This window comes from Allosphingosinicella sp. (assembly GCF_035626655.1).
Lineage (GTDB): Bacteria > Pseudomonadota > Alphaproteobacteria > Sphingomonadales > Sphingomonadaceae > Allosphingosinicella.
Window position 1 is genome coordinate 28,823 of sequence record NZ_DASPNF010000017.1, and the last position, 23,316, is coordinate 52,138.

Sequence of the window (23,316 nt, forward strand, 5' to 3'; positions counted from 1 at the left end):
CTCCCTCGGATCAGGAGCCGATAGAAGGCAGCAGCGAGTCCGGTCAACCGGCTCGCGTCGAGCGCAGGCCGGCGGCTCTGATCCCGGCCTCCGCGCAAGCCGCGTCGTCCGCCGGCGCCTCGCCCGAGACGCCGACCGCGCCGAGCCGCTCGCGTCCGTCCGCCGAGAAGACCGGCACGCCGCCTGCCACCGTCACGACATTGGGCGCATCGCCGAAGCCGGGCGTCTCGCGCGCCGCGCCGGCCATGGCCGCGGTCGGGAAGCCCCAGGCGGCCACCGCTCCGGCCTTGGCCAAGGCGAAATCCATGATGCCATAGCCGTTGCCGTCCATCCTGAGCGCCGCGACCAGGCGGCCGCCCGCATCGACCACGGCGATGGCGTGGCTCTGGCTCCGTGCCGTTGAATGGGCGACGCAGCCGGCGACGATCGCCTGCGCGGCGCGGGCGTCGAGCCGGGCCGGCGCGGGCTGCGCGTGGGCGGGCAGAGCAAGGACGAGACAGAAAGGCGCGAGCGAACGGATCAGCATGGAAAAACCTCCCGCTTCAGCCCACCCGCCGAGGAATAGGATGCGCCGCGCGAAGGGGCAAGCCGCGCTTGACAGCGAGGCCCCGTGCCCGTACTTTGCATTACAAAGTTATTTGGAGACTTGAAATGACTCAGGCTTCCCCCAGCGCCGACGACATCGCCTATATCCGCCACCTCTCCGAAAGCGGGTCGCGGGCACCGCTGCTCGGCGGCCGCTTCATGGCGTGGTGGGGCCTGCTGCTGGTCGTCGCCTATCTCGCCCAGCATTTCGCCGCGACCGGCCGGCTCGGCAGCGGCCCGGGCATCTTCGGGATCATCTGGGGCAGCTTCGGCCTGCTCGGCGTCGCCGGGCAGCTGCTGCTCGCGCGCAGCATCGGCGACAAGCCCGGACAGGGCTCGGCCGGCAATCTGGCGATGCGCGCGGTCTGGACCGCCGGCGCCTTCTCGATCGGCGCGATGGTGGTCGGCACCGCGCTGATCTCCGACGCCAATGTCGCGGGCATCCGACCCTGGGACTTCATCGTGCCGGTGGCCTTCGCGGTCTATGCCTGCGCGCTCGGCGTGACCGGCTCGCTCGCCGGCAATCGGACCCTGAAGCTGGCCGCCGCGCTGGCGGTGATCATGGTCGGCCTGTTCACGGCCTTGGTGGCGCAGCCCGAGCGTTACCTGCTCGTCGCCGCCGGCGCCGCAGCGACCGTCCTGCTCCCCGGCTTGCTTCTGATGCGTACCGAACCCAAAGGCTAAGCCATGGGAGAATTGAGTCCTTTCGACCACAACCGGCTCGACGACGTCATTCACGGCCGCATCCGGCTCGGCGTCGTCGCCTATCTCTCGGCGGTCGAATCGGCCTTGTTCGGGGAGCTGCGCGACCAGGTCGGCGCGACCGACGGAAATCTCTCGGCCCATCTCAGGAAGCTCGAGGATGCCGGCTATGTCCGCGCCGAAAAGAGCTTCGTGAACCGCAAGCCCCAGACCCGCCTCTCTCTCACCGCGGAGGGCCGCAAGGCCTGGCGGGCCTGGCTGGACCGGATCGATGCGCTCCGGAATGCGGCCGCGGGCCGAGGCTAGAATTCGGAGACGTCGAGGCCCTCGCGTGCGATCGCCCGCCGGACGGCCGGCCGCTCCGCCATGCGCCGGGCGTGCTCCGTCCAGTTCCTGAAGCGCCTGGTCTCGAAGGCCTGCCGCCGCGCCCAGCGCAGAAAGACGTAAGGATAGCCGTCCGCGACCGAATAGGGCTCGCCCAGCAGCCAGGGGCCCTGCGCCAGCAAGGCGTCGATATCGCCGAAGAACCGCTCCAGGATTGCCCGGTCGTCCGCCACCATCGCTGCCGGCAACGAGGCGCCCCAGCTGGACCGTGCGGCCCGAAAGAGGCGTGCGAAACCCGGATGGACCGACGAGGCGAAGAAGGACATCAGCTCGAGCAGCCGCGCTTCGGCAAACGGGTCGTCGGTCGGGAAAAGGCCGCTTTGCGGATGAAGCCGGCCGATCATGGTGAGGATTGACGGTGTCTCCGCGACGACCCGGCCGTCTACTTCAAGTGCGGGCACCAGCCCACGCGGATTGACGGCAAGATAATCCGGCCGCCAGTGCGCGCCCTCCGCGATCGTGACACGGACGGCGTCGAACGGCGCGCCGGTTTCCTCAAGCGCGATATGGGGAACGAGCGAGACCGCGCCGGGCGAATAGAAAAGGCGCAGCACCGCCGCCTGCTAGCTCCGCAATTTTGCGAGTACGCCCTGCAACTGCATGGCGTTGCCCATATCCCCCTCGACCTTCAATTTGCCCTGCATGAAGGCGGTCATGCCGTCCAGCTGGCCGGAGGACATCGCCTCCCAGTCCGCCCAGGCGACCTTGATCGTGGTGTCGGCCGCGCCGTCCTCCTCGGTGACGTTTTGCGCCACGCCGTCGAGCATGACCACGCCGTCCGCGCCGAAATCGATCTTCACCCGCTTGCCGGGCAGGAAGGCCTGGGCGTCGTTCAGGCGGGTCGCCATTTCGCTCTTCGTCATGTTCGTCACTCTCCTGCGGTTATGCCGCTTCCGTAGTGGACCGGCCGGTGGCGTTCAAGCCTGACATCAATGTCAGTAACGGCGGCTTCCCATGCGGCGCCGAAACTTGTTAGGGGCGCGCGATGGACGCAGCCGAGGTCATTCACGAGAAATTCGTCACGAAGCTCGGGAAGGGCACCCTTCCCCGCCGCGCGGTTGCGCTTGCGCCAGCAGAGGTCGGCCTTTCCGGCGAGACCGTCGTCGAGCTGTTCTACAGCCAGGTGATGAGCCGCCAGCTCGACCGCCTCTCGCGCCGGCTGCAGGCGCGCGGGGAGGGCTTTTACACGATCGGCAGCTCGGGCCACGAGAACAACGCCGCGGTCGCGGAGGCGCTGCGCCTCGACGACATGGCCTTCCTCCACTACCGCTCCAACGCCTTCCAGATCCACCGCTCGAAGAAGCTGCCCGGCCAGACGCCCGCCTGGGACATGCTGCTCAGCTTCGCCGCCTCCTCGGAGGACCCGATCTCCGGCGGCCGCCACAAGGTGATCGGCTCGAAGCCGCTATTTATCCCGCCCCAGACCAGCACGATCGCCTCGCATCTGCCCAAGGCGGTCGGCGCCGCTTTCAGCATCGGCATCGCGCGGACGCTGAAGCTGGAGGGCACCCCCCTGCCCCGGGACGCGATCATCCTGGCCAGCTTCGGCGACGCCTCGGCCAATCATTCGACCGCGCAGGGCGCGATCAACTGCGCCGCCTGGGCCGCCTATCAGGGCACGCCAATGCCGCTCGTCTTCCTCTGCGAGGATAATGGCATCGGCATCTCGACCCGGACGCCGGGGGGCTGGATCGGCGCGACCTTCCGCAACCGGGCGGGGCTGGACTATGTCCATTGCAGTGGCCTCGACATGGTCGACGCCTATCGCGGCGCTGCCGAGGCCGCGCGCATTGCCCGCCTCCGCCGGCGGCCCGTCTTCCTGCACATGGACACGGTGCGGCTCTACGGCCATGCCGGCTCGGACGTGCAGACCGCCTATCTGACCAAGGCGCAGGTCGAGGCGGACGAGGAGCGCGATCCGCTCGTTCACAGCGCCGCTCTGCTGGTCGAGCAGGGCCTGCTGTCCGAGCGCGAGATCCTCGACGTCTACAACGACACCGAGGCGACGCTCGGGCGGATCGCCGAGCAGGCGATCAAGCGGCCAAAGCTGAGCACGAGCGCCGAGGTGATGGCGAGCATCGTCCCCCCGAAGCGCGCGCCCGGCCGTGCGAATTCGCCCTCGCCCGAGGAGCGCTCGGCCCTGTTCGCCCGCGACGCCGGCATGATGGACAAGCCGCAGCATATGGCGCGGTTGCTCAGCTGGACGCTGGCCGACCTGATGCTGAGCCACAGGGAGATCATCGTCGCGGGAGAGGATGTCGGGCCGAAGGGCGGCGTCTACAATTGCACCGCCAAGCTCCACGAACGCTTCGGCTCCGCGCGGGTGATCAATACCCTGCTCGACGAGCAGTCCATCCTCGGCCTCGGCATCGGCGCCGCGCATAACGGCCTGCTGCCGATCACCGAGATCCAGTTCCTCGCCTACGTCCACAATGCCGAGGACCAGCTGCGCGGCGAGGCGGCGACATTGAGCTTCTTCTCCGGCGGCCAATATACCAACCCGATGGTCGTGCGGATCGCCGGGCTCGGCTATCAGAAGGGCTTTGGCGGGCATTTCCACAACGACAACAGCCTTGCCGTCTTCCGCGACATTCCGGGCCTGATCCTCGCCGTGCCGAGCAACGGCGCCGACGCCGTGGAGATGCTGCGCGAATGCGTCCGCCTGGCCCGCGAGGAGCAGAGGGTGGTCGTCTTCGTCGAGCCGATCGCGCTCTACATGACCCGCGACCTGCACGAGAAGGACGACGCGCTCTGGACCGCCGCCTATCCCGCGCCCGGCGCCGCGAAGCCGATCCGGCTCGGCGAGGTGGGCGTGCACGGCAATGGCGCGGACCTCGCGATCGTCACCTATGGCAACGGCTATTATCTTTCGCGCCAGGCGGAGAAGCTCCTCGCCGACGAGCACAAGGTGAAGGCGCGGGTGATCGACCTGCGCTGGCTGGCGCCCTTGCCCGAGGAGGCGCTGCTGGACGCCGTAAAGGGCTGCGCGCGCATCCTGATCGTCGACGAATGCCGCAAGACTGGCTCGCAGAGCGAGGCGCTGATGGCCCTGTTCGCCGAGCGCGCGCCGGGCGTGCCCTGCCGCCGGATCGCCGCCGAGGACAGCTTCATCCCGCTCGGCCGGGCCGCCACGCTGACGCTGCCGAGCCGCGATTCGATCGTAGAGGCGGCGCTGGAGACGGTCCGTGGCTGAGCGGCAGGCGGCGCTCGTGATCTGTCCGGGCCGGGGCACCTACGGCAAGGCGGAGCTCGGCTATCTCCACCGTCTCCATGCCGCCAGGAAGGAGCTGCTGGCGACGGTCGACCGGCTGCGCAGCGCGCGCGGCCAGCCGACGATCACAGAGCTCGACGGCGCCGACCGCTTCAGCCCGGCGCTGCACACGCGCGGCGACATCGCCTCGCCGCTCATCTTCACCTCCTCCTACGCCGATTTCCTGGCGATCGACCGCTCGCGCTTCGACATCGCCGCGGTCACCGGCAATTCGATGGGCTGGTACTCGACGCTCGCCGTCGCCGGCGCGGTCGACCTGGAGCATGGCTTCTCGATCATCGACGCGATGGGCGAGAACAGCCAGCAGGGCGAGCCGGGCGGCCAGGTGCTCTTCACCCTCGTCGACGAGGATTGGCGGGAAGCAGCGGGCTTGCGAGAGGCGCTGCTCGCGCTCGTCGGCCGCATCGACGGCCTTCACGTTTCGATCGACCTTGGCGGGATGCTGATCCTCGCCGGCACCGAGGAAGCCCTGAAGGCTGTGCTCGCCGAGGCGCCGGCAGGCCCCGGCCGCGAGCCGCTCCGGCTGGTCAATCACGGCCCGTTCCATACGCCCCTGATGCAGGGCTCGTCGGACCGCGCGCTCGCGAGCCTGCCCGTCGGCTGGTTCGGCTCGCCGGACGTGCCGATGGTCGACGGCCACGGCCGGATCTGGCGCCCGCATGCGGTGAACGCGGAAGCGCTGCGCCGCTACACCTTCGTCACCCAGATCCTCGAGATCTACGACTTCACCCGCGCGGTCCAGGTCGCGGTGAAGGAATATGCGCCGGACCGGATCATCCTGCTCGGCCCCGGCGACACGCTCGGCGGCGCGATCGCGCAGGCGCTGATCGGGATCCAGTGGCAGGGGATGCGCTCGAAGCAGGATTTCCAGGCGGTGCAATCCTCGGACAGCCCGCTTCTGCTCAGCATGGGCCGCGAGGAGCAGCGCGAGCTGGTCGTCGCCGCATAGAAGAGGGGCCGCAGCCTCGCGGCCACGGCCCTTCCCTCGCAAAAACTGGCGAGAATTACTTGAAGAGGCCCTTCACGGCGCCCTTCACCTGCTGGCCTTCGCCCTTCACTTCCTGCGCAGCGCCTTCCTCGCGCGTCTCGGCATCGCCGCTCTGCTGCTTCACCTTGCCGATCGCTTCGTTGACATTGCCTTTGACCTTGTCGGTGAACTCACCCATGGGGTTTCTCCTTGAATTTGATGCGCTTGGGAAACGAACGTGCGCCGTTCCCGGTTCCGCGCTCAAAGCCCGAACGGCCAGAGATCGTCCTCCCCCACGCCCGCTTCGGCGCCCGGCAACGGCGTCACCGCCTCGGTCTCGTCGAACCAGGCCCAGGCGTCGAACTGGCGGGCGAGGATGGTTTCGGAATAATGGCTCCAGCGCTCGGTCTCGGGCCGGTAGATGACGCCGATGAACCGCTCGAGCCGCGGCGCCAGCAAAATCTCCCGCAGCGCCTCGGGCCCGTCGTCCCGCAGGTCGAGCAGAAAGCCCGGCAGTCCGGTCTCGTGGCAAAGCTCCTCCTGGCTGCCCGCAAGCGCGGGGCGCACCTGCTTGATCTCCATCGGCCCGTCCCAATCGCTCGCCGCCGCGACCGTCCCGTGATGGGTGCCGAAGCCGATCAAACGCGCCGCCTCGCCGAACCTCTCCTTGACGAGCTGGCCGATGTTGAGCTCGCCGCGCACCTGGCCCATCTCGGTCCAGGCGGCATTGCCGATATGGCTGTTATGTGCCCAGACGACGGCCTTCGCCCCGGGTCCCTTGGCGTCGAGCAGCTGGCAGAGCGTCTCGAACATGTGCGTGTCGCGCAGGTTCCAGCTTTCGGCCGGGCCCTCGTACATGACCCGATAATATTCCTCGGCATTCTTCACGAGCCGGGCATTGGCCGCGGCGTCCAGCCATTCGTCGCCATCCTCCGCGGCGAGCTCCCGCCTCCGGCTCTGCAGCTCCCGCAGCATGTCCACGACCGGCGCGCGGCAGCGCGCATAGCCTTCGGTGATCGCGAGCCGGCCGTAGAGGGCCGGATCGCGGCTCCAGGGCGTGAGGCAGCCGTAGCGCTCCCGCGCCAGCGCCGCCGCATCGGGATCCACCTCATCCAGATAGTCGATCACCGCCCGGATCGAGGCGGAGAGATTGTAGAGGTCGAGGCCGTAGAAGCCGGCCATCTCCTCCGCAGACCGGTCCGCATTTTGCTCGCGCAGCCAGGCGATGAAGTCCTCGACCTCGCGGTTGCGCCACATCCAGGTGGGGAAGCGGCGGAACGCGGCTTCCTCCCCGTCCCGCCGCGGCCGGTGGCGGACGAAGCGGTCCACGTTGGCCGCGTCGGGCCAGTCGGCCTCGACCGCAACGATCGAGAAACCGTGATGCTCGATCAGGCGCCGCGTGATCGCGGCGCGGGCGCGGTAGAACTGGCTGGTGCCATGGCTCGCCTCGCCGAGCAGGATCACACGCGCATCGGCATAAGCGTCGAACGCCTCGGCGAAGGCCGGATCATCGATCACCGGCAGGGGCCGGACTGCGGCCCTGAGCGCTGAGGCACTCGCGGCGCTCATTCTTTCCCCTTCAGCGGGCGATGGGTTCGCTTTTCCGGCGGCCTCCGCGCCGCCGAATGCTTCAGGGACTTAACGGCTCAGGGGAGAGGGCGGTTCCCCTCTCTCCTGCTCGGCTCAGCCGCGCTCGCCCGCGCGGCGCACGCGCTGCGCATAATGGCGGCGGGGCTGGGCGCAGCGGCAGCCGGCCGCACGCTGCACGCGGGCAACCCTGACGACCTGGCGCATGGTCCGGCGTTCGGCCACGGCGTGCTCGCGGCGGTCGGCGCGCGCGTGATGATCCGGATAATTGCGATGATCGCCGCGCGCATGATGATCCGGACCGCCATGATGCTCTGCGCGGGCGTGATGGCCGCCGGCGGCGCGATGATGGTCCGCCCGATGCTCCCTGTGACCGCGCCGGCCATTGTCGGGATGGTCCTCCAGGCGTGCATGATGCTCGGCGCGCGCCGGCGCGCGGACGCCGCGCTCGTAAAGCTGGATGCAGCGGTCCGTGACTGTACGCGAACAGGGCGGATAATGGCGCGGCGCCTCACGGGCCCCGTCGTCGGGTCCCTTGCCCGGCGGGCTGGCACTGACCAGGCCCAATCCGGCGACGGCGGCAAACAGGAGCAGCTTCTTCATGACCGGCCTCCTTCAACGCGACGCCGTTAACCATAACCTGTTCCGCCTGCTGGCGAAACGCCTGTTGTGCGGGAAGTGAATCCTACTCCTTCCAGCCTTCCGCCCCGATCAAAGGAACGAAGCGGACCGGCCCGAGGTCATGCTGCGCCCAGTCATCCTCGCCCTCGCGGCTGATCCTGAAAAGGCTCTGGACCTCGCCGGGCGCGCCGAGCGGCATGACCAGCGCCCCGCCCACCTTCAGCTGCCGCTTCAGCACGTCGGGCACGTGACGCCCGCTCGCCGCGGCGAGGATCGCGTCATAGGGCGCGGCGTCCGGCCAGCCGGCCGAGCCGTCGCCGGCGACGATCCGGACATTGCCATAACCGAGCCGCGCCATCCGGGCGGCGGCGAGGTCGGCAAGCGCGCCGTGCCGCTCGATCGCGATCACGGAGTCCGCGACGCGCGAGAGCACGGCCGCGGCATAGCCCGAGCCCGCGCCGATCTCGAGCACGTGGCCGCCGGGCCGGACGCCTGCCGCCTCGATCATCAGGGCGACGATATAGGGCTGGGAGATGGTCTGCCCCGCCTCGATCGGCAGGGGCCCGTCTTCATAGGCGAAGTCCCTCACGCCCTCCGGCACGAACAGCTCGCGCGGCACCTCGCGCATCGCGGCGAGCAACGGCGCGCTCCTGATGCCGCGTCCGGCGAGCTGCCGGTCGACCATCGCATCGCGCAGGGCGGCGAAGTCTGGCATGACCGCACAATGATCCGGATGGAGTGGACGTTCCAGTGAAAGCCAGCGACCGGATCGTCTCGCTCTACGAGGACAATGCCGAGGCCTGGGACCGGATGCGGGGACGCGACCTGCACGAACGGCCCTGGCTCGACCGCTTCCTGATGCGGATTCCGCCGGGCGGGACGATCCTCGACATCGGCTGCGGCATGGGCGAGCCGATCGCCCACTATCTGATCGAGCGAGGCTTCCGGGTGACCGGCGTGGATTCCTCCCCGTCGCTGATCGCCATGTGCCGAAGCCGTTTCCCGGCGCAGCAATGGCTGGTCGCAGACGTGCGGGAGCTTGCCCTGGGCAGGCGCTTCGACGGGCTGATCGCCTGGCACAGCGCCTTCTTCCATCTTACGCCGGAGGACCAAAGGCCGCTGTTTGCGCGGCTGTCCGGCCATGCGCGGCCGGGTGCCGCATTGATGTTCACCAGCGGGCCTTATCATGGCGAGGAAATCGGCGAGTGGCAGGGCGAACCGCTCTATCATGGCAGCCTCGGGCCGGACGAATATCGCCTTCTGCTGGAAGCGAGCGGCTTCGGCGACGTAGTTCACGCGGCGCGCGACCCCGAGTGCGGCTCGGCGACGGTCTGGCTCGCTAGTCTCGCATGCTCGACCGCGTCTCCCTGAGGGAGATCATCTCCCACGAAGCGACGAGGATCAGGGAGCCGGTCGCGGCAAGCGAGAGGTTGAGCGGCGACATCTGCCGGGCAAAGGGCAGGACCGCGGCGAGCAGGCCGAGTCCGACCAGATGCGACAGCGGGAAGTGGATCGCATTGGTCCGCTTGAAGATCAGATTGCCGAACAGATAAAGGGCCGGACCCCCGATCAGGCAGAAAATCTCGGCCGTGCCGGCATGACCCAGCGGATGGTGCAGCGCCATTTCGTCGGAGGCCGCGGTGAGGATGATGCCGGCGACGATCGGGATGTGGAAATAGGTATAGGCGAGCCGCGCCATCCGGCCGGGATCCTGGTCCTGGGCCAGCCGGCGCGCCGCCCGTTCGGCGCCGACGTCGAAATAGAGCCACCACATGGCGACCGTGCCGAGAAAGGCGCTGGCGAACGCGGCGATCGCCGGGCCGGTCCATTCGGTCTCTCCGAAGGCGCCGCCGGTCACCAGGATCGATTCGCCGAGCGCGATGATGATGAAGAGGCCGCAGCGTTCCGAAAAATGATGGCCCTCAATGTCCCAGACGCGAGTGTCGGTCGCACCCAGTCCGGGGAGCCAGTAGCTGAACGTCGGCGCCAGGTTCAGGATGGCGATCGCGCCGCCCCAGATCGCCATCCGGGTCGCCGTCTCCTCGGCGAGCAGGCCGGCGATCCAGAAGATCGACTCGATCGCCGCCCAGATCGTGATCCGGATGAAGCCTACGAAATTGTCGCGATTGTGCCTCGCCAGCGCGCACAGCATGAACAGATGCCGGCAGAATCGCGTCGCCAGATAGGCCGTGACGAAGATCGTCGCCCGCTCGCCGAACGCATCGGGCAGGCTGATCGTCATGACGAGCGCCACGGCCATCAGGAAGAAGAGGAGGAGTCGCACCTCCATCGTCCGGACGTCGAGCCAGTTGGTCACCCAGGCGGTCTCGACCCACACCCACCAGATCGCGACGAAGAGGATGCCGGCCTGCAGGAACCCCGTCCGGTCCGGATGCTCGATAATGACGTGGCTGAGCTGCGTGATCGCAAAGACGAAGACGAGGTCGAAGAACAGCTCGACCGGGCCGACCCGCTCCTCCCGATGGGCGTCGCGGTGGCGGAGCAGGTTGCGGCGAAACATGGCGGCAATCTTGCCCGGCACGTCGCAAAGGTAAAGCGGGGCCCGAAACGAAATGGAGGCCACGGCACCCTATTGTGCCGCGGCCTCCGCCTCATGCGGAGTTGTTAACGCACATCAGTCGACAGGGTTCGGCGGCTCGCCGCAGCCGCACGTCCGGTCGTCGCCTCAGATCAGTCCGGCGAGCGGGCTCGACGGGTCCGCATAGCGGCGCTGGCCCATCCGCCCGGCGAGGTAGGCGAGCCGGCCCGATTCGACCGCCAGCTTCATCGCCCGGGCCATCGTCACCGGATCCTTCGCTTCGGCGATGGCGGTGTTCATGAGGACGCCGTCGCAGCCCAGCTCCATCGCCACCGCCGCGTCGGACGCGGTGCCGACGCCGGCATCCACGAGCACCGGCACCTTCGCGCCTTCGACGATCAGGCGGATCGTCACCCGGTTCTGGATGCCGAGCCCGGAGCCGATCGGCGCGCCCAGCGGCATGATCGCGACCGCGCCGGCTTCCTCGAGCTGCTTCGCGGCGATCGGGTCGTCGACGCAATAGACCATCGGCTTGAAGCCCTCCCGGACGAGGGTTTCGGTGGCTTTCAGCGTCTCGCGCATGTCGGGGTAGAGTGTCTTCGCCTCGCCCAGCACCTCCAGCTTCACCAGCTCCCAGCCGCCCGCTTCGCGCGCCAGCCGGAGGGTGCGGATCGCCTCCTCCGCCGTGAAGCAGCCCGCAGTGTTCGGCAGATAGGTGACCTTCTTCGGGTCGATATAATCGGTCAGCATGGGCTGGCCCGGATCGGAGACGTTCACCCGCCGCACCGCGACGGTGACGATCTCCGCGCCCGACGCCGCCAGTGCCTGTGCGTTTTGCTCGAAACTCTTATACTTGCCCGTGCCGACGATCAGCCGGGAGGTGAAGGTCCGGCCGGCGACGGTCCAGCTGTCGCCCGCGCCTTGATTGCCCCCCACCATCAGCCGCCCCCCACGAAGGTCACGATCTCATAATCGTCGCCATCCTCGACGGGCACGTCGCCGAGCGTCGAGCGCGGCACGATCTCGAGATTGCGCTCGACCGCCACCTTGGCGGGCTCCAGCCCCAGCTCCAGCGCGAGGTCGGCGACATTCATTCCTTCGCGTACGCGGCGATGCTCGCCATTCACCCTGATCGATACGGTCTGGTCCAAGACGAGGTCCCTGGTTGGAGAAACGTTGCGGGCGTCATATAGGGCTCCGCCATGACGGCGCTACCTCTCGTCTACGTGCTGAACGGGCCGAATCTCAACCTGCTCGGCATGCGGGAGCCCGAAATCTACGGCACCGACACGCTGGACGACATTGCCGGCCGGCTCGAGGACAAGGCGAAGGGGCTCGGCCTCGAGATCGACATGCGCCAGTCGAATCACGAAGGCCATCTGATCGACTGGCTGCACGAGGCGCAGGCCCGGAGCGCGAAGGCGGTTATCCTTAATCCTGGCGGTTTCTCGCACACCTCGGTCGCGCTGCACGATGCGGTCAAGGCGATCGACGTGCCGGTGATCGAAGTGCATCTGTCTAACCCGCAGGCGCGGGAAAGCTTTCGGCGGCGGTCTTTCATCGCGCCGGCGGCCAAGGGGACGATCGCGGGCTTCGGCCCGCTCGGTTATGAGCTTGCGCTGGACGCCGCTGCCTGTCTCTGACAGAGAGCGCCACTTCAATTCAGGGGTTGGAATTCAGATGAGCGAACAGAACGAGCCGATGCGGGTCGACACCGAGATGGTGAAGAAGCTCGCGAAAATGCTCGACGAGAACGAGCTCAGCGAGATCGAGGTCGAGGACAATGGCCGCCGCATAGTCGTGAAGCGCAAGCTGACCGTCGCGGCTGCGCCGATGGCTTATGCCCCCGCGCCGGCTCCGGCCGCACCGGCCTCCGCCCCGGCTCCTGCCGCGCCAGCTGCGGCCGAGGCGAATCCCGCCAGTCATCCCGGCGCCGTCAAGTCGCCGATGGTCGGCACCGCCTATCTCTCGCCGGAGCCGGGCGCCGCCGAGTTCATCACCGTCGGCAAGCGCGTGAACGAAGGCGACACCCTCGTCATCATCGAGGCGATGAAGGTGATGAATCCGATCCCCTCGCCCAAGTCCGGCGTGGTGAAGCAGATCCTGATCCAGAACGCCCAGCCCGTGGAATATGAGCAGCCTTTGGCGATCATCGAATAATGCCGATTGAAAAGGTCCTCATCGCCAATCGCGGCGAGATCGCGCTCCGCATCCACCGCGCCTGCCATGAGATGGGCATCAAGACAGTTGCGGTCCATTCGACGGCCGACGCGGAGGCGATGCACGTCCGGCTCGCCGACGAGGCGATCTGCATCGGCCCGCCCCCGGCGAGCGAGTCCTATCTGAACATCCCGGCGATCATCTCGGCGGCCGAGATCAGCCATGCCGACGCCATCCATCCAGGCTACGGGTTCCTCTCGGAGAATGCCCGCTTCGCCGAGATCGTCGAGACGCACGACATCAAATGGATCGGCCCAAAGCCCGAGCATATCCGGACGATGGGCGACAAGATCGAGGCCAAGACGACCGCGGCGCGGCTCGGCCTGCCGCTCGTCCCCGGCTCGCCCGGTCCCGTCGAGAGCCTGGCCGAGGCGAAAAAGGTCGCCGAGCACACCGGCTATCCGCTGATCGTGAAGGCGGCCTCGGGCGGCGGCGGGCGCGGTATGAAGGTCGTGACCAGCGCCGACCAGCTTGAGACCCAGATCAGCCAGGCGCGCAGCGAGGCGAAGAGCGCGTTCGGCGACGACACCGTCTATATCGAGAAATATCTGGGCGATCCGCGCCACATCGAGTTCCAGGTGTTCGGCGACGGCAACGGCAATGCCATCCATCTCGGCGAGCGCGACTGCTCGCTGCAACGCCGCCACCAGAAGGTGCTGGAGGAGGCGCCCTCCCCGGTCCTCTCCGCGGAGGATCGCGAGCGGATGGGCGGCATCTGCGCCAGGGCGATGGCCGACATGGGCTATCGCGGTGCCGGCACGATCGAGTTCCTCTGGGAAGACGGCGAATTCTACTTCATCGAGATGAACACCCGCCTCCAGGTCGAGCATCCGGTGACCGAGGCGATCACCGGCCTCGACCTCGTCCGCGAGCAGATCCGCATCGCCGAGGGCCATCCGCTGACGCTGCGCCAGCAGGACGTCCAGTTCCGCGGCCATGCGATCGAGTGCCGGATCAACGCAGAGGATCCCAGGACCTTCGCGCCCTCGCCGGGCCAGGTGAAACAATATCACGCCCCCGGCGGCATGAACGTGCGCGTCGATTCAGGGCTCTACGCCGGCTACCGCGTACCGCCTTATTACGATTCGATGATCGCCAAGCTGATCGTCTACGGCACCACCCGCGCCGGCGCGATGCGCCGCCTGCGCCGCTCGCTCGAGGAGTTCGTCATTGAGGGGATGAAGACGACCATCCCGCTCCACCAGCGCCTGCTGGACGACCCGGACTTCCAGGCGGGGAATTACACGATCAAGTGGCTGGAAGAGTGGCTTAGTCGCGAGGAAGACTGACGTTCTAGTCCGCGTCGCATTCCTCGATCCGGCCGGGGACCAGCCAGTGTACCTTGCGGTCGTCGCGGCGGGCCTGGCGGGCGCGCACCGCGTCCAGCACCGCCTGCCGCGCGGTCTTGCGCCAGGGTCCGACCAGAGCCGAGGTGCGGAATCGATAGAGATGCGGCGCTTCTGCAAGCTGCCGGTGCGCTTTACTGGCCATAGGGAGACATCCCCCAAACGCCTTTGCCCATCCCCTCAACGTATTAATCAGAGTTAAGTTCCAAAGCGGGATTGTAACAGTATATCATCCCTGATATTGTCGCGACCGAGGAGTTCGGGAGGTGGCTATGTCGCGGCGTCTTCTCTCCATCATGCTGATCGTTGCGGGCATCGGCGCGATCGTTGGCGCGGGCATCGCGCTTCGGCCCGGCGCGGCGCAGACCGCGGCCCTGTTCGACCAGTCGCAGGGCCCCCGCCTCGTCCGTTTCGCCTCGGCGGCCCAGTTCGCGCTCTATCTGCGCCGCCTTGCTCAGCGGCGGCAGCAGCGCGGTTGGGGCATCTCCGAAGAGCCGCCCATGGCAGCGATGGACATGGCTGCGCCCGCCGAGGCCACGCCCGCCGCTCCCGCCAATCCCGAGATCACCAACAACCAGACGATCGGCGTCGACGAAGGCGGGATCGTCAAGCAGATCGGCCATTATCTCGTCGTGCTGCAGGACGGCCGGCTGTTCAGTGCCGATCTCGGCACGACGCCCGGCGCGCCCCTGCGCCTCGCCGACCGCATCGACGTCTATCGCAGCCGCGCGCAGGCGGCGAGCTGGTATGACGAGATGCTGGTCCTCGGCGACCGGATCATGGTCACCGCCTATAATTACCAGGAGCGCGCGAGCGAGATCACCATCGTTCGCATGGCGCCGGACGGCCGCCTGACCCGCGAGGGGCGCTTCCTGCTCTCCTCCAGCGACTATTACAGCACCGAAAATTATGCGACGCGCATCGTCGGCGACAATCTCGTCTTCTACGCGCCGCAGGCGCTCGACTCGCACGGGCCCGACGGCCGCTTCGCCTGGCCGAGGCTGCGGCGCGCCGACCGCGACGGCGAGGCCAATGCCGGCGAGGAGCTGATCGGCCCGACCGACGTCATCGCGCCGGTCGGCGAGGTCGCCGACCCGGTCCTCCACACGCTTTCCATCTGCCCGCTGCGCGGCGCGATGGACTGCCGCACCACCGCCTTCATCGGCCCCGCAATGCGCGAGCTCTACGTCTCGCCGACCGACGCCTTCCTCTGGATCGGCGCGCCGGACGGCCTTCCCTGGAGCATCGATTATGCGAACCAGCGGCGCCAGCAATGCACGGCCGGCGAGGTTTGGCAGGACGGAACGGGCCAGTCGGCGATGCTCTACCGCCTGCCGCTCGACGGCGGCGCGGTCGGCGCGGTCGCGGTGGACGGCATCCCGGCGGATCAGTTCGCCTTCGAAAGCAGCGGCGGCCGCTTCCGCGCTTTGCTCTCGCGGACTGCGGCCGGCTGCTTCGAGCCGGACCAGGTGCGGCCGCTGAGCCTGCTCGACCTGCCACTTTCGGCGTTCGGCGACCGCGTCCGGCACCTGTCGGACCGAAATTATGCGGCCTTGCCCGGCGTCGCCGGCCAACTCGAGAACCGTTTCATCGGCCCCTGGCTCGTCTATGGCGCGCGCAGCGGCGAGTCCGACGATCCGGCCGCGGCGAGCGCTCCGAGCCCCGGCTCGACCCTGATCGCGGTGCCGCTGCAAAGGCCGGCCGCCGCAGTCCGCATTGCCGTGCCGCACAATGCCCTGCGCATCGAGCGGGCCGGCAATGATGCGGTCGTGACCGGCTATCGCAGCGAAGCGGGCCTCTCCATCTCCTATGTCAGCCTCGGCCGCGGCCCGCGCCTCGCCTCCACGACCGTGCTCCAGCGCCGCTTCGAGAGCGAGGGCCGCAGCCACGCGTTCAACGCCTGGATCCGGCCCGACGGCAGCGGGATAATCGGCCTGCCCACCACGCTCAGGGGCGAGCGCGCCGGCCGCGGCTGGTCCGACAGCCAGAGCTCGGAGCTCAGCTTCATCGCCGTCTCGCCCGACAAGGCCCTCTCCCAGGCCGGCGAGCTCAGCCCGCGTCCGCGCACGCAAAGCGGCTATTCCTGCGAAGTCTCCTGTGTCGACTGGTACGGCAACAGCCGCCCGATCTTCACCGGCGGGCGCATCTTCGCGCTGATGGGCACGGACCTCGTGGAAGGCCGCCTGACCCGCGGCCGGGTCGACGAAGTCGGCCGACTTGACCTGACCGGTGGCCGCCGGAGTGCGATCGCCGCCGCCCGCTAGCGAAAGGCTGGCACCGCGGACGCGACCCGCTTAGGCTTTTCCCGACCTCGACCGGGAGACGCCCGATGCGCCTGCTCCTCGCCCTCGCCGCCCTCATGCTCGCCGTCCCGCCCGGCGCTGCAGCCGCGCAGACGCGCCGGCCGCCGCCGGTGGTCAGGGCGGAGTTCGGCAGGATCGTGACCTGGTCGCAGGAGCGCCGGCCCCGGCCGGTCACCTGGCGGTTCGGCGACGTGACGCTGGAGGTGCGCGGGGTCGGCGAGGACGGCCTCTTCGCACCCCGCGTCACCATCCGACGGGGTCGCCTGAGCGCGCAGATGCGGGGTGCCGCCGCCCAGCCGTCCTTCGAGCACAAGCTCGGCGTCGGCCTGCTCGACCGGCGGGGCACCCGCTTCGTCTATTTCCAGTCGTTCACGGGGGGCGCCCATTGCTGCAACGAAGTGCAGGTAGCGGTGATCGGCCCGCGCGGCATCCGCGTCGTCCAGCTCGGCTCGTTCGACGGCGGCCCGACCGACGCCTTTCCCCGCGACCTGGACGGCGACGGGATTGTCGACTTCGAACAGCAGGACGACAGCTTCCTCTACACCTTCTCCTCTTATGCCGGCTCGATGGCGCCGCCGAAATATTTCAACCTGGTCGGCGGACGCGCCGTCGATGTGTCCAGCCGGCCCGGCTTCCGGCCCCTGTTCCGCCGGGCGATGAACCGGGCGAGGCCCTACTGCCTGCAGCAGGAAGGCGAACGCAACGGCGCCTGCGCCGGCTATGTGGCCTCCGCCGCGCGCGCGGGCCAGTTCCAGGCGGCATGGGCCGTGATGCTGCGCGCCTATGACCGGGACAGCGGCTGGGACCTGCCTTCGGGCTGCCGCGCCCGCCTCAACGCCGACGGCGAATGCCCGCCCGCCTCGGTGATCCGCTACACCAACTATCCCGATGCCTTGCGCGCCTTCCTCGTCCGGCAGGGCTACATCGCGCGCTGACCGGTGATGATCGACAGGCGCTCCGCCCCGCCTTATGACTTGCGGCAGCCTCTGGGGGAGAAGATCGGATGAGCTGGATTGCCTGGGTCGTCATCGGCGTCATCGTCGTCATCGTGCTGCTCTGGGGCGTGGCGATCTACAACCGGCTGGTGCGGCAGCGCGCGCTGGTCAAGGAGGGGTTCAGCGGGATCACCGTGCAGCTGCGCCGGCGCGCCGACCTCATTCCCAATCTGGTCAGCACCGTCGAGGGCTATGCGACGCACGAACGCGAGACCCTGACGCAGGTGATCGCGCATCGCGGCGACGCGGTGAACGCCAAGGGCGTCGCGGCTACCGCGCAGGCCGACAATGCGATGAGCGCGATGATCGGCCGGCTGTTTGCGGTCGCCGAGGCCTATCCCGACCTCAAGGCCAATGCCAATTTCCAGCAGCTGCAGGCCGAGCTTTCGGAGATCGAGGAGCAATTGCAGGGCTCGCGGCGCTACTACAACGCGACGGTGCGTGATCTGAACACCAGCATCCAGTCCTTCCCCAACGTGCTGTTCGCCCGCCCGCTGGGCTTCCACGAAGAGGAATTCTACACCGACACCGATGCCTCCATCCAGGTGGCGCCCAAGGTCCAGTTCGGCGCTGCGAAGGCCTGAAGCCATGATCCGCATCAGGCCTCTCCTGGCGCTGCTGCTCGCGGCGCTGACCTTGTTCGCGTCGGCGTCCAGCCAAGCCGGCAAGCCGGCAACCGACGAGGTGCCCGGAACCGAACAGCTGGCCGGCGATGCACCGCTGGCCGAACAGGAAGCGCCTCAGCCGCCGCCGTCCAGCACGGACGGGTTCGGTGATGGCGACTTCGGCCCGGCCGCCGGCGAGCGGATCCTGTCCTTTCACAGCGACGTCGACATCGCCGTCGACGGCACGCTGACCGTCACCGAGACGATCCGGGTCAATGCGGAGGGCGACGACATTCGCCACGGCATCTACCGCGATTTCCCGGTCATCTATCAGCGCCCAGGGCAACGCCGAGTCCGTGTCACCTTCGACGTCCAGAGCGTCCAGCGCGACGGTCGGCCCGAACAATATACGACCGAACGTGTCGGCCGCGACATCCGGGTGAAGATGGGAGACCCGGACGCCTATGTCCCGCGCGGCCAGCATACCTATGTGCTGCGCTATACGACCACGCGCCAGCTCGGCTTCTTCGACGGCTATGACGAGCTCTACTGGAACGTCACCGGCAATTTCTGGCAGTTCCCGATCGACCGCGCCGAGGTCCGCATCAGGCTGCCGCAGGCGGTGCCGTTCGGGCCGGAGCGGGCTTTCTATACCGGCGCGCAGGGCGCGACGCGGCGCGACGCCGAGGTGGTCTCGGAACAGCCCGGCGAGATCGTGATCCGCACCACCGAGCCGCTCGACTCGAACGAAGGCCTCAGCGTGGCGGTGCGCTGGCAGAAGGGCGTGGTGACCGCGCCCGCGCCGCCGTCCCAGGCGAGGCTCTGGTTCCAGGATTACGGACCGCCGATCGCCGCGGTCTGGGCTTTGCTTGGCCTTGGCTTCTTCTATTATTACGCTTGGAAGAAGGCCGGCCGCGGCCCGATCCCGGGCACCGTCGTGCCGATCTTCGCGCCGCCGGACGAGCTCACCGCCGCTGCGGTCCGCTTCATCCGGCGAATGGGCTTCGACAATCGCGTCTTCGCCGCAGCGATCGTCGACAGCGGCGTGCGCGGCAAGCTGCGCATGGTCGAGGGCGAGAAGGGCTTCTTCAAGAAGGCCAGGACGACGCTCGTCAATATCGGCGACGCCGGTGACTTGCCCGAGCCCGAGCGCCGCATGCTGGCCGCGCTCTTTGCCGGCGAGGACAGCCTCGAGATGGACAAGAAGAACCACAAATATTTCGGCGCCGCGCGCAAGGCGCTGCAGGAGCATCTGCAGGAAGCTTATCAGGGCCGGCTGTTCCTGCGGAACTACGGCTGGGCCTGGGTCGGGATGATGTTCCTGCTCGCCGCCTTGCTGTTCGTCGGCATGGTGATCGCGCTCTCGGACATTTACGCGGTGACCGGAGAGAAGGCGATGCCGGCTTTGGGCTTCCTGCTGATGATCGGGGCGGTGGCCGCGGGGATGAATTCGCGCGCCGCGCGCAAGGACGGCAGCTGGGCCCGCGCCGCGCTCGCGGTCCTGCTCGGCCTCGGCGGCACGGTCTTCGTGATCTTCGCCTTCGTTTTCGCCGTGCAGGAGGAACCCTTCTCGATCTGGGTCTGGATGCTGGTGCCGCTGCTGATCCTCCCGGTCGCGCTCTCCGCCTTCGTCTGGATGTCGGCCCCGACCCGGGAGGGACGGCAGGTGATGGACCGGATCGCCGGCTTCCAGCGCTATCTCTCGATCACCGAGGAAGACCGGCTCGAGACCTTGCACCCGCCCGAGAAGACCCCGGAGTTGTTCGAGCGCTATTTGCCCTACGCGATCGCGCTTGGCGTCGAGAATCGCTGGGCCGCCAAATTCGCTTCGGTCCTCGCCGCAGCCGCCGCCGATCCGAGCCGGCAGGGCGGGACGATGGGCTGGTATGTCGGCTCGCACAACGCCTGGTCGAACCCGGGCATGTTCGCGACCACGGTCGGGGCCTCGCTGGCGAGCAGCGTGGCAATGGCGTCGACGGCGCCGGGGTCGAGCAGCGGCTCGGGCGGCGGCGGCTTTTCCGGTGGCGGCGGAGGCGGCGGAGGCGGCGGTGGCTGGTAAGGCGCGCCTCTTCGCCCTGCTCGCTTTGTTCGCGGGCGGGACCGCGCTCGGCGCCGGCGCGACCTTAACGACCGCCGATCTGGCTGGCCGCTACACACGCACCTTTCGCACCGGCCTCGTCAGCGGCGAGAATTACATGGCAACCGACGTCGTGACTGTCGTCGCCACGAGCCGAACCCGCGCCCTGGTCAACTTCGACCTGACCTTTTTCAACGGCCATATCTGCAGCCTGACCGGCATCGCCCGGCTGGAAGGGCGTGCGCTCGTCTATCGCCGGCCCGGACGGTTCGCCGGGGACCCTCCCTGCATTCTCCGCCTCTGGCGGCAGGGCGCGAGATTGCGCTGGAATGCCGATAATAACAGCTGCAGGGAGGATTGCGGCGCGCGGGGCAGCTTTACCGATGGCGGCATGCGCTGGTCGAGCCGCCGTCCGATCTCCCGCGCCGGCCGCGCACGCATCCTCAGAGACTTTGAAAGGATCCGGAACCTGCCATGAAGGCGACGATCTACCACAATCCGAAATGCTCCACTTCGCGCCAGGTCCTCGACATGCTTCGCGAGGCGGGCGCGGACGTGACCGTGGTCGAATATCTGAAGACGCCGCCGTCCAAGGGCGATCTCGGCCGCCTCTTCGCCCGCGCCGGCCTCGCCCCGCACGAGGGCCTCAGAATGAAGGAGGATGCGGCAAAGGCGCTCGTTGGCGAGTCCGACGACTCGATCCTCGATGCCATGGCGGCAAGTCCCATCCTGATCGAGCGCCCGCTCGTCGAAACGGAAAAGGGCGTGCGTCTCGCCCGGCCGAAGGAGCGGGTGTACGAAATCCTCTAGGCGTGACGGGTGACGGCGGAGGGGAGCGGTTGACCTGGGAAGCGCGCAGGCCGATTCTTGCCCCATGAAAACGCTCGATCCCGATCTGCTGCTCCGGGCCTATTCGATCGGCGTCTTTCCCATGTCCGACGGGCGCGACGCGCAGGATCTCTACTGGGTCGAGCCGCGGCGGCGGGCGATCATCCCGCTGGACGGCTTCCATCTCTCCCGCTCGCTCCGCAAGAGGTTGCGCTCGGACCTGTTCGAGGTGACCCGCGACACCGCCTTCGCCGAGATCATCCGGCTCTGCGCCGAGCGGCAGGACACCTGGATCAACGCCGAGATCGAGGCGAGCTACATCCGGCTGCACGAGGCCGGCCGCGCCCATTCGATCGAGGTCTGGCGGGAGGGCCGGCTGGTGGGCGGGCTCTACGGCGTGCGGCTCGGCGCCGCCTTCTTCGGCGAGTCGATGGTCTCGCTGGAGCGCGACGCCTCCAAGATGGCGCTCGCCTGGCTGGTGGCGCGGCTGATCGTCGGCAATTTCCAGCTGCTGGACTGCCAGTTCATGACCCCGCACCTCAAGACGATGGGCGCGGTCGAGATCGACCAGAAGGACTATCTGGCGCTGTTGGCGTCCGCGCTCGGCGAGGGCGGCGGCGCGGCCGGCGGCGCCTCGGCCGGCGGCGCTTCCGCTGCCGGGCCGGTCGAGTTCGAGGCGCTGGAGCGGCTGCTGGGAGCCAAGGGCCGCGAGGCGGGCGCCGGCGTGCCGCCTTCCGGATGGGTCATCGCGCAGCTCTTGGGCCAGACGTCGTAGATCGGGTGCTCGACGACGTTGAGCGACGGCGTCTCCTTGTACAGCCAGCCAGAGAAGACCCGGCGATACTGGCCGTCGCCGCCCCGCACGTCGAGCTGGACGAAGGCGCCGGTCAGCTGCTGGATTTCCCAGGGCGCCGTGGTCTCGCAGGCGCGCAGCCGGACGATCACGTCGCCCACCCGCACCGCCTGGCCGGGCCGCAGCGTCAGGTCCCGCTGCAGGCCGTTGCGCTTGTTGAGCAGGCCGATCACCGCGACCCGCTCCGCCATCGGCGTCGTCCCCGGGGCGAGCTGATTCACCGTCTGGGGGATATCGACCGTCTGGTTTTCGAGCTGGGCTTCCTCCTCGCGGTTGCCCTCCTCGGCGCCGCGGGGCGAGCAGGCGGCGAGCGCAAGCAGCACCGCCAGACCCGCACTGGTCGTGAGGCCGCGCATGACGATCAGTCGGGCGTCCAGGCCTGATAGTCGCCGCTCGCCGCCTGCCGCCGGCCGCCTTTCTCGAGCGCGCCGGTCGGACGGTAGGCCTCGACCGTGCCGGTGAGGTTGGGCGTCGCCTCGCGCAGGAATTTGGGCGGCGGCGGCAGCGCCTCGTCGGGCAACGCGTCGATCTGCCGGGTCAGCCAGGCATACCATTCGGGCGGAACCCGGCTGACGTCGTTGATCCCCGCATACATGACCCAGCGGCGGCCCTTGCCCTCGAAGTAACGATTGCCGTGCCGGTCCTCGCCCACCTTGCTGCCGTGCCGGCGGCTGAAGATCGCCGTGCCGAGCGTGGCGCCTTCCCACCAGGTGAACAGATTCTTGAAGAAACCCATGGCCGAGCGCCTAGCCCCGATGGGCGGGACGGCGCAAGCGTCTAGTCGGTCAGGCCGGCTCCACCTCCACCGCCAGCGGGCCCTTCCGGCCGCTGGCGATGCGGGCGCGGAGCGGCTGGTCGGGGACGAGGTCGGCGAGGCCGCCGCGGCGGACCGTCTCCATATGGACGAAGATGTCCTGGTCCTCGTCATCGCGGACCAGGAAGCCGTAGCCGCGCAGCCGGTTGAACCATTTCACCCGGACCGGCTCGAAGGCGCCGGCCTCGTCGATCAGGGTCGAGGGATCGATCCGGTCCGCCTGCGCCGAATGCGGCCTGGAGAGTTCGGGGACGATGGCTTGGCTCAGGTCGATGTTGAGCACCTTGCGCGCCTGCAGGCCGCGCTCCTGGTGGGCGACGAGGCATTCGACCAGCGCGCCTTCGGGCAGACTGCGCCGGTCATGCTCCTTCAGGACCGAGAAATGGACGAGAATGTCGCCCTCGGCCTCCTCGCTGACGATGAAGCCGAAGCCGCGGGTGGCGTCGAACCACTTGACCGTGCCGGTGACCTGGACGAGCGCCTCGCTATGCGGCTCGAGCGTCACCGGCTGCGGACGCGCAGCGGTTTCGCTCCCGGCGATCGAGGCATGGTCCCCCTCTACCCGCGCTTGTGGACGCGACGTCATGCTACGCCTGACCCCCCTAGATCAGACCGTGAA

The 23,316-nt window shown here is 68.4% G+C and carries 26 protein-coding genes and 2 pseudogenes; 15 read left to right on the plus strand and 13 right to left on the minus strand.

Annotation, left to right across the window (positions count from 1 at the left end):
• Positions 1 to 43: 43 nt before the first annotated feature.
• Positions 44 to 526, minus strand: a complete 483-nt coding sequence (locus VEC11_RS14325; RefSeq protein ID WP_464132602.1) for a GlcG/HbpS family heme-binding protein — start codon at positions 524 to 526, stop codon at positions 44 to 46.
• Between the two features lie 125 nt (positions 527 to 651).
• On the opposite strand from VEC11_RS14325, the gene VEC11_RS14330 reads away from it, so the two are divergent.
• Together VEC11_RS14330 and VEC11_RS14335 are read left to right on the plus strand one after the other, a co-directional pair.
• A complete protein-coding gene (locus tag VEC11_RS14330; protein WP_464132607.1) occupies positions 652 to 1,269 on the plus strand; it encodes a hypothetical protein in 618 nt (205 codons plus the stop codon).
• Between the two features lie 3 nt (positions 1,270 to 1,272).
• Positions 1,273 to 1,593 (plus strand): winged helix-turn-helix domain-containing protein, encoded by a 321-nt coding sequence (locus tag VEC11_RS14335; RefSeq protein WP_464132611.1) that lies wholly within the window; start codon positions 1,273 to 1,275, stop codon positions 1,591 to 1,593.
• Here the strand turns inward: VEC11_RS14335 and VEC11_RS14340 are convergent.
• Both VEC11_RS14340 and VEC11_RS14345 read right to left on the minus strand, forming a co-directional pair.
• Complete coding sequence (locus VEC11_RS14340) at positions 1,590 to 2,225, minus strand: glutathione S-transferase family protein (protein ID WP_464132616.1); 636 nt, start codon at positions 2,223 to 2,225, stop codon at positions 1,590 to 1,592. The genes VEC11_RS14335 and VEC11_RS14340 overlap by 4 nt on opposite strands.
• A gap of 9 nt (positions 2,226 to 2,234) precedes the next feature.
• The gene (locus tag VEC11_RS14345) at positions 2,235 to 2,534 is read right to left on the minus strand and encodes an SCP2 sterol-binding domain-containing protein (protein WP_464132620.1); all 300 of its coding nucleotides are present in this window, start codon (positions 2,532 to 2,534) and stop codon (positions 2,235 to 2,237) included.
• A gap of 122 nt (positions 2,535 to 2,656) precedes the next feature.
• Here VEC11_RS14345 and VEC11_RS14350 point away from each other — a divergent pair, with 122 nt between their 5' ends.
• Positions 2,657 to 4,864 (plus strand): thiamine pyrophosphate-dependent enzyme, encoded by a 2,208-nt coding sequence (locus VEC11_RS14350; protein ID WP_464132624.1) that lies wholly within the window; start codon positions 2,657 to 2,659, stop codon positions 4,862 to 4,864.
• Positions 4,857 to 5,891 carry an ACP S-malonyltransferase gene (locus VEC11_RS14355; protein WP_464132630.1) on the plus strand — a complete coding sequence of 345 codons (1,035 nt, stop codon included), beginning with the start codon at positions 4,857 to 4,859 and terminating at the stop codon, positions 5,889 to 5,891. The genes VEC11_RS14350 and VEC11_RS14355 overlap by 8 nt, the downstream gene beginning before the upstream one ends.
• A 55-nt stretch (positions 5,892 to 5,946) precedes the next feature.
• On the opposite strand, the gene VEC11_RS14360 is transcribed toward VEC11_RS14355, so the two are convergent.
• The 4 genes from VEC11_RS14360 to VEC11_RS14375 form a co-directional block, all read right to left on the minus strand.
• Positions 5,947 to 6,108 (minus strand): CsbD family protein, encoded by a 162-nt coding sequence (locus VEC11_RS14360; RefSeq protein WP_464132633.1) that lies wholly within the window; start codon positions 6,106 to 6,108, stop codon positions 5,947 to 5,949.
• 62 nt (positions 6,109 to 6,170) lie between these two features.
• Positions 6,171 to 7,478, minus strand: a complete 1,308-nt coding sequence (locus tag VEC11_RS14365) for an erythromycin esterase family protein (protein ID WP_464132636.1) — start codon at positions 7,476 to 7,478, stop codon at positions 6,171 to 6,173.
• 114 nt (positions 7,479 to 7,592) lie between these two features.
• Entirely contained in the window at positions 7,593 to 8,099 is a 507-nt protein-coding gene (locus tag VEC11_RS14370; protein WP_464132639.1) for a hypothetical protein, read from the minus strand.
• Positions 8,100 to 8,181: 82 nt separating this feature from the next.
• The gene (locus VEC11_RS14375) at positions 8,182 to 8,832 is read right to left on the minus strand and encodes a protein-L-isoaspartate(D-aspartate) O-methyltransferase (protein WP_464132642.1); all 651 of its coding nucleotides are present in this window, start codon (positions 8,830 to 8,832) and stop codon (positions 8,182 to 8,184) included.
• Between the two features lie 35 nt (positions 8,833 to 8,867).
• Here VEC11_RS14375 and VEC11_RS14380 point away from each other — a divergent pair, with 35 nt between their 5' ends.
• The gene (locus VEC11_RS14380; protein ID WP_464132645.1) at positions 8,868 to 9,488 is read left to right on the plus strand and encodes a class I SAM-dependent DNA methyltransferase; all 621 of its coding nucleotides are present in this window, start codon (positions 8,868 to 8,870) and stop codon (positions 9,486 to 9,488) included.
• Here VEC11_RS14380 and VEC11_RS14385 read toward each other — a convergent pair.
• The gene (locus VEC11_RS14385) at positions 9,457 to 10,659 is read right to left on the minus strand and encodes a low temperature requirement protein A (protein ID WP_464132650.1); all 1,203 of its coding nucleotides are present in this window, start codon (positions 10,657 to 10,659) and stop codon (positions 9,457 to 9,459) included. The genes VEC11_RS14380 and VEC11_RS14385 overlap by 32 nt on opposite strands.
• A gap of 144 nt (positions 10,660 to 10,803) precedes the next feature.
• Positions 10,804 to 11,750: pseudogene (thiS, locus tag VEC11_RS14390) on the minus strand (sulfur carrier protein ThiS).
• A gap of 108 nt (positions 11,751 to 11,858) precedes the next feature.
• On the opposite strand from thiS, the gene aroQ reads away from it, so the two are divergent.
• From aroQ to accC, 3 genes are read left to right on the plus strand one after another with little or no spacing between them, the layout of a single operon-like run.
• Complete coding sequence (gene aroQ, locus VEC11_RS14395) at positions 11,859 to 12,299, plus strand: type II 3-dehydroquinate dehydratase (protein ID WP_464132654.1); 441 nt, start codon at positions 11,859 to 11,861, stop codon at positions 12,297 to 12,299.
• A 37-nt stretch (positions 12,300 to 12,336) separates the two neighbouring features.
• Complete coding sequence (gene accB / locus VEC11_RS14400; protein WP_464132659.1) at positions 12,337 to 12,816, plus strand: acetyl-CoA carboxylase biotin carboxyl carrier protein; 480 nt, start codon at positions 12,337 to 12,339, stop codon at positions 12,814 to 12,816.
• Positions 12,816 to 14,165, plus strand: a complete 1,350-nt coding sequence (gene accC, locus VEC11_RS14405) for an acetyl-CoA carboxylase biotin carboxylase subunit (RefSeq protein ID WP_464132664.1) — start codon at positions 12,816 to 12,818, stop codon at positions 14,163 to 14,165. The genes accB and accC overlap by 1 nt, the downstream gene beginning before the upstream one ends.
• A 4-nt stretch (positions 14,166 to 14,169) precedes the next feature.
• On the opposite strand, the gene VEC11_RS14410 is transcribed toward accC, so the two are convergent.
• Positions 14,170 to 14,367 carry a hypothetical protein gene (locus VEC11_RS14410; protein ID WP_464132668.1) on the minus strand — a complete coding sequence of 66 codons (198 nt, stop codon included), beginning with the start codon at positions 14,365 to 14,367 and terminating at the stop codon, positions 14,170 to 14,172.
• A gap of 127 nt (positions 14,368 to 14,494) precedes the next feature.
• Between VEC11_RS14410 and VEC11_RS14415 the strand changes: the two genes are divergently transcribed.
• The 7 genes from VEC11_RS14415 (at position 14,495) to aat (ending at position 21,805) form a co-directional block, all read left to right on the plus strand.
• On the plus strand, positions 14,495 to 16,486 hold the full coding sequence (locus VEC11_RS14415; protein ID WP_464132674.1) for a beta-propeller domain-containing protein: 1,992 nt from the start codon (positions 14,495 to 14,497) through the stop codon (positions 16,484 to 16,486).
• Between the two features lie 65 nt (positions 16,487 to 16,551).
• Positions 16,552 to 17,460, plus strand: a complete 909-nt coding sequence (locus VEC11_RS14420) for a hypothetical protein (protein ID WP_464132679.1) — start codon at positions 16,552 to 16,554, stop codon at positions 17,458 to 17,460.
• Positions 17,461 to 17,528: 68 nt separating this feature from the next.
• Positions 17,529 to 18,104 (plus strand): LemA family protein, encoded by a 576-nt coding sequence (locus VEC11_RS14425; RefSeq protein ID WP_464132683.1) that lies wholly within the window; start codon positions 17,529 to 17,531, stop codon positions 18,102 to 18,104.
• 4 nt (positions 18,105 to 18,108) lie between these two features.
• Positions 18,109 to 20,184, plus strand: a complete 2,076-nt coding sequence (locus VEC11_RS14430) for a DUF2207 domain-containing protein (protein WP_464132688.1) — start codon at positions 18,109 to 18,111, stop codon at positions 20,182 to 20,184.
• Positions 20,174 to 20,680 carry a hypothetical protein gene (locus VEC11_RS14435; RefSeq protein WP_464132691.1) on the plus strand — a complete coding sequence of 169 codons (507 nt, stop codon included), beginning with the start codon at positions 20,174 to 20,176 and terminating at the stop codon, positions 20,678 to 20,680. Before VEC11_RS14430 ends, VEC11_RS14435 begins: the two co-directional genes overlap by 11 nt.
• Positions 20,677 to 21,012 (plus strand): arsenate reductase (glutaredoxin), encoded by a 336-nt coding sequence (gene arsC, locus VEC11_RS14440; protein ID WP_464132697.1) that lies wholly within the window; start codon positions 20,677 to 20,679, stop codon positions 21,010 to 21,012. Before VEC11_RS14435 ends, arsC begins: the two co-directional genes overlap by 4 nt.
• Before the next feature lie 64 nt (positions 21,013 to 21,076).
• Positions 21,077 to 21,805: a leucyl/phenylalanyl-tRNA--protein transferase gene (aat, locus tag VEC11_RS14445; protein ID WP_464132702.1), complete on the plus strand. Its 729-nt coding sequence runs from the start codon at positions 21,077 to 21,079 to the stop codon at positions 21,803 to 21,805.
• A gap of 35 nt (positions 21,806 to 21,840) precedes the next feature.
• Here the strand turns inward: aat and VEC11_RS14450 are convergent.
• The 3 genes and pseudogenes from VEC11_RS14450 to VEC11_RS14460 all read right to left on the minus strand — a co-directional run.
• Positions 21,841 to 22,239 (minus strand): annotated as a pseudogene (locus VEC11_RS14450) (DUF2155 domain-containing protein); the annotation flags it as partial.
• A gap of 5 nt (positions 22,240 to 22,244) precedes the next feature.
• Positions 22,245 to 22,619 carry an NADH:ubiquinone oxidoreductase subunit NDUFA12 gene (locus VEC11_RS14455; protein WP_464132707.1) on the minus strand — a complete coding sequence of 125 codons (375 nt, stop codon included), beginning with the start codon at positions 22,617 to 22,619 and terminating at the stop codon, positions 22,245 to 22,247.
• 49 nt (positions 22,620 to 22,668) lie between these two features.
• Positions 22,669 to 23,283, minus strand: a complete 615-nt coding sequence (locus VEC11_RS14460; RefSeq protein ID WP_464132710.1) for a cold-shock protein — start codon at positions 23,281 to 23,283, stop codon at positions 22,669 to 22,671.
• Positions 23,284 to 23,316: the final 33 nt, after the last annotated feature.

Coding starts and splice junctions, on each gene's coding strand:
- VEC11_RS14430 (WP_464132688.1), top strand. CDS start 18,109: ATGATCCGCATCAGGCCTCTCCTGGCGCTGCTGCTCGCGGCGCTGACC.
- VEC11_RS14425 (WP_464132683.1), top strand. CDS start 17,529: ATGAGCTGGATTGCCTGGGTCGTCATCGGCGTCATCGTCGTCATCGTG.
- VEC11_RS14460 (WP_464132710.1), bottom strand. CDS start 23,283: ATGACGTCGCGTCCACAAGCGCGGGTAGAGGGGGACCATGCCTCGATC.
- VEC11_RS14370 (WP_464132639.1), bottom strand. CDS start 8,099: ATGAAGAAGCTGCTCCTGTTTGCCGCCGTCGCCGGATTGGGCCTGGTC.
- VEC11_RS14365 (WP_464132636.1), bottom strand. CDS start 7,478: ATGAGCGCCGCGAGTGCCTCAGCGCTCAGGGCCGCAGTCCGGCCCCTG.
- VEC11_RS14455 (WP_464132707.1), bottom strand. CDS start 22,619: ATGGGTTTCTTCAAGAATCTGTTCACCTGGTGGGAAGGCGCCACGCTC.
- VEC11_RS14330 (WP_464132607.1), top strand. CDS start 652: ATGACTCAGGCTTCCCCCAGCGCCGACGACATCGCCTATATCCGCCAC.
- aroQ (WP_464132654.1), top strand. CDS start 11,859: ATGACGGCGCTACCTCTCGTCTACGTGCTGAACGGGCCGAATCTCAAC.
- aat (WP_464132702.1), top strand. CDS start 21,077: ATGAAAACGCTCGATCCCGATCTGCTGCTCCGGGCCTATTCGATCGGC.
- VEC11_RS14325 (WP_464132602.1), bottom strand. CDS start 526: ATGCTGATCCGTTCGCTCGCGCCTTTCTGTCTCGTCCTTGCTCTGCCC.
- VEC11_RS14360 (WP_464132633.1), bottom strand. CDS start 6,108: ATGGGTGAGTTCACCGACAAGGTCAAAGGCAATGTCAACGAAGCGATC.
- VEC11_RS14375 (WP_464132642.1), bottom strand. CDS start 8,832: ATGCCAGACTTCGCCGCCCTGCGCGATGCGATGGTCGACCGGCAGCTC.
- VEC11_RS14420 (WP_464132679.1), top strand. CDS start 16,552: ATGCGCCTGCTCCTCGCCCTCGCCGCCCTCATGCTCGCCGTCCCGCCC.
- VEC11_RS14410 (WP_464132668.1), bottom strand. CDS start 14,367: ATGGCCAGTAAAGCGCACCGGCAGCTTGCAGAAGCGCCGCATCTCTAT.
- accB (WP_464132659.1), top strand. CDS start 12,337: ATGAGCGAACAGAACGAGCCGATGCGGGTCGACACCGAGATGGTGAAG.
- VEC11_RS14350 (WP_464132624.1), top strand. CDS start 2,657: ATGGACGCAGCCGAGGTCATTCACGAGAAATTCGTCACGAAGCTCGGG.
- VEC11_RS14335 (WP_464132611.1), top strand. CDS start 1,273: ATGGGAGAATTGAGTCCTTTCGACCACAACCGGCTCGACGACGTCATT.
- accC (WP_464132664.1), top strand. CDS start 12,816: ATGCCGATTGAAAAGGTCCTCATCGCCAATCGCGGCGAGATCGCGCTC.
- VEC11_RS14415 (WP_464132674.1), top strand. CDS start 14,495: ATGTCGCGGCGTCTTCTCTCCATCATGCTGATCGTTGCGGGCATCGGC.
- arsC (WP_464132697.1), top strand. CDS start 20,677: ATGAAGGCGACGATCTACCACAATCCGAAATGCTCCACTTCGCGCCAG.
- VEC11_RS14345 (WP_464132620.1), bottom strand. CDS start 2,534: ATGACGAAGAGCGAAATGGCGACCCGCCTGAACGACGCCCAGGCCTTC.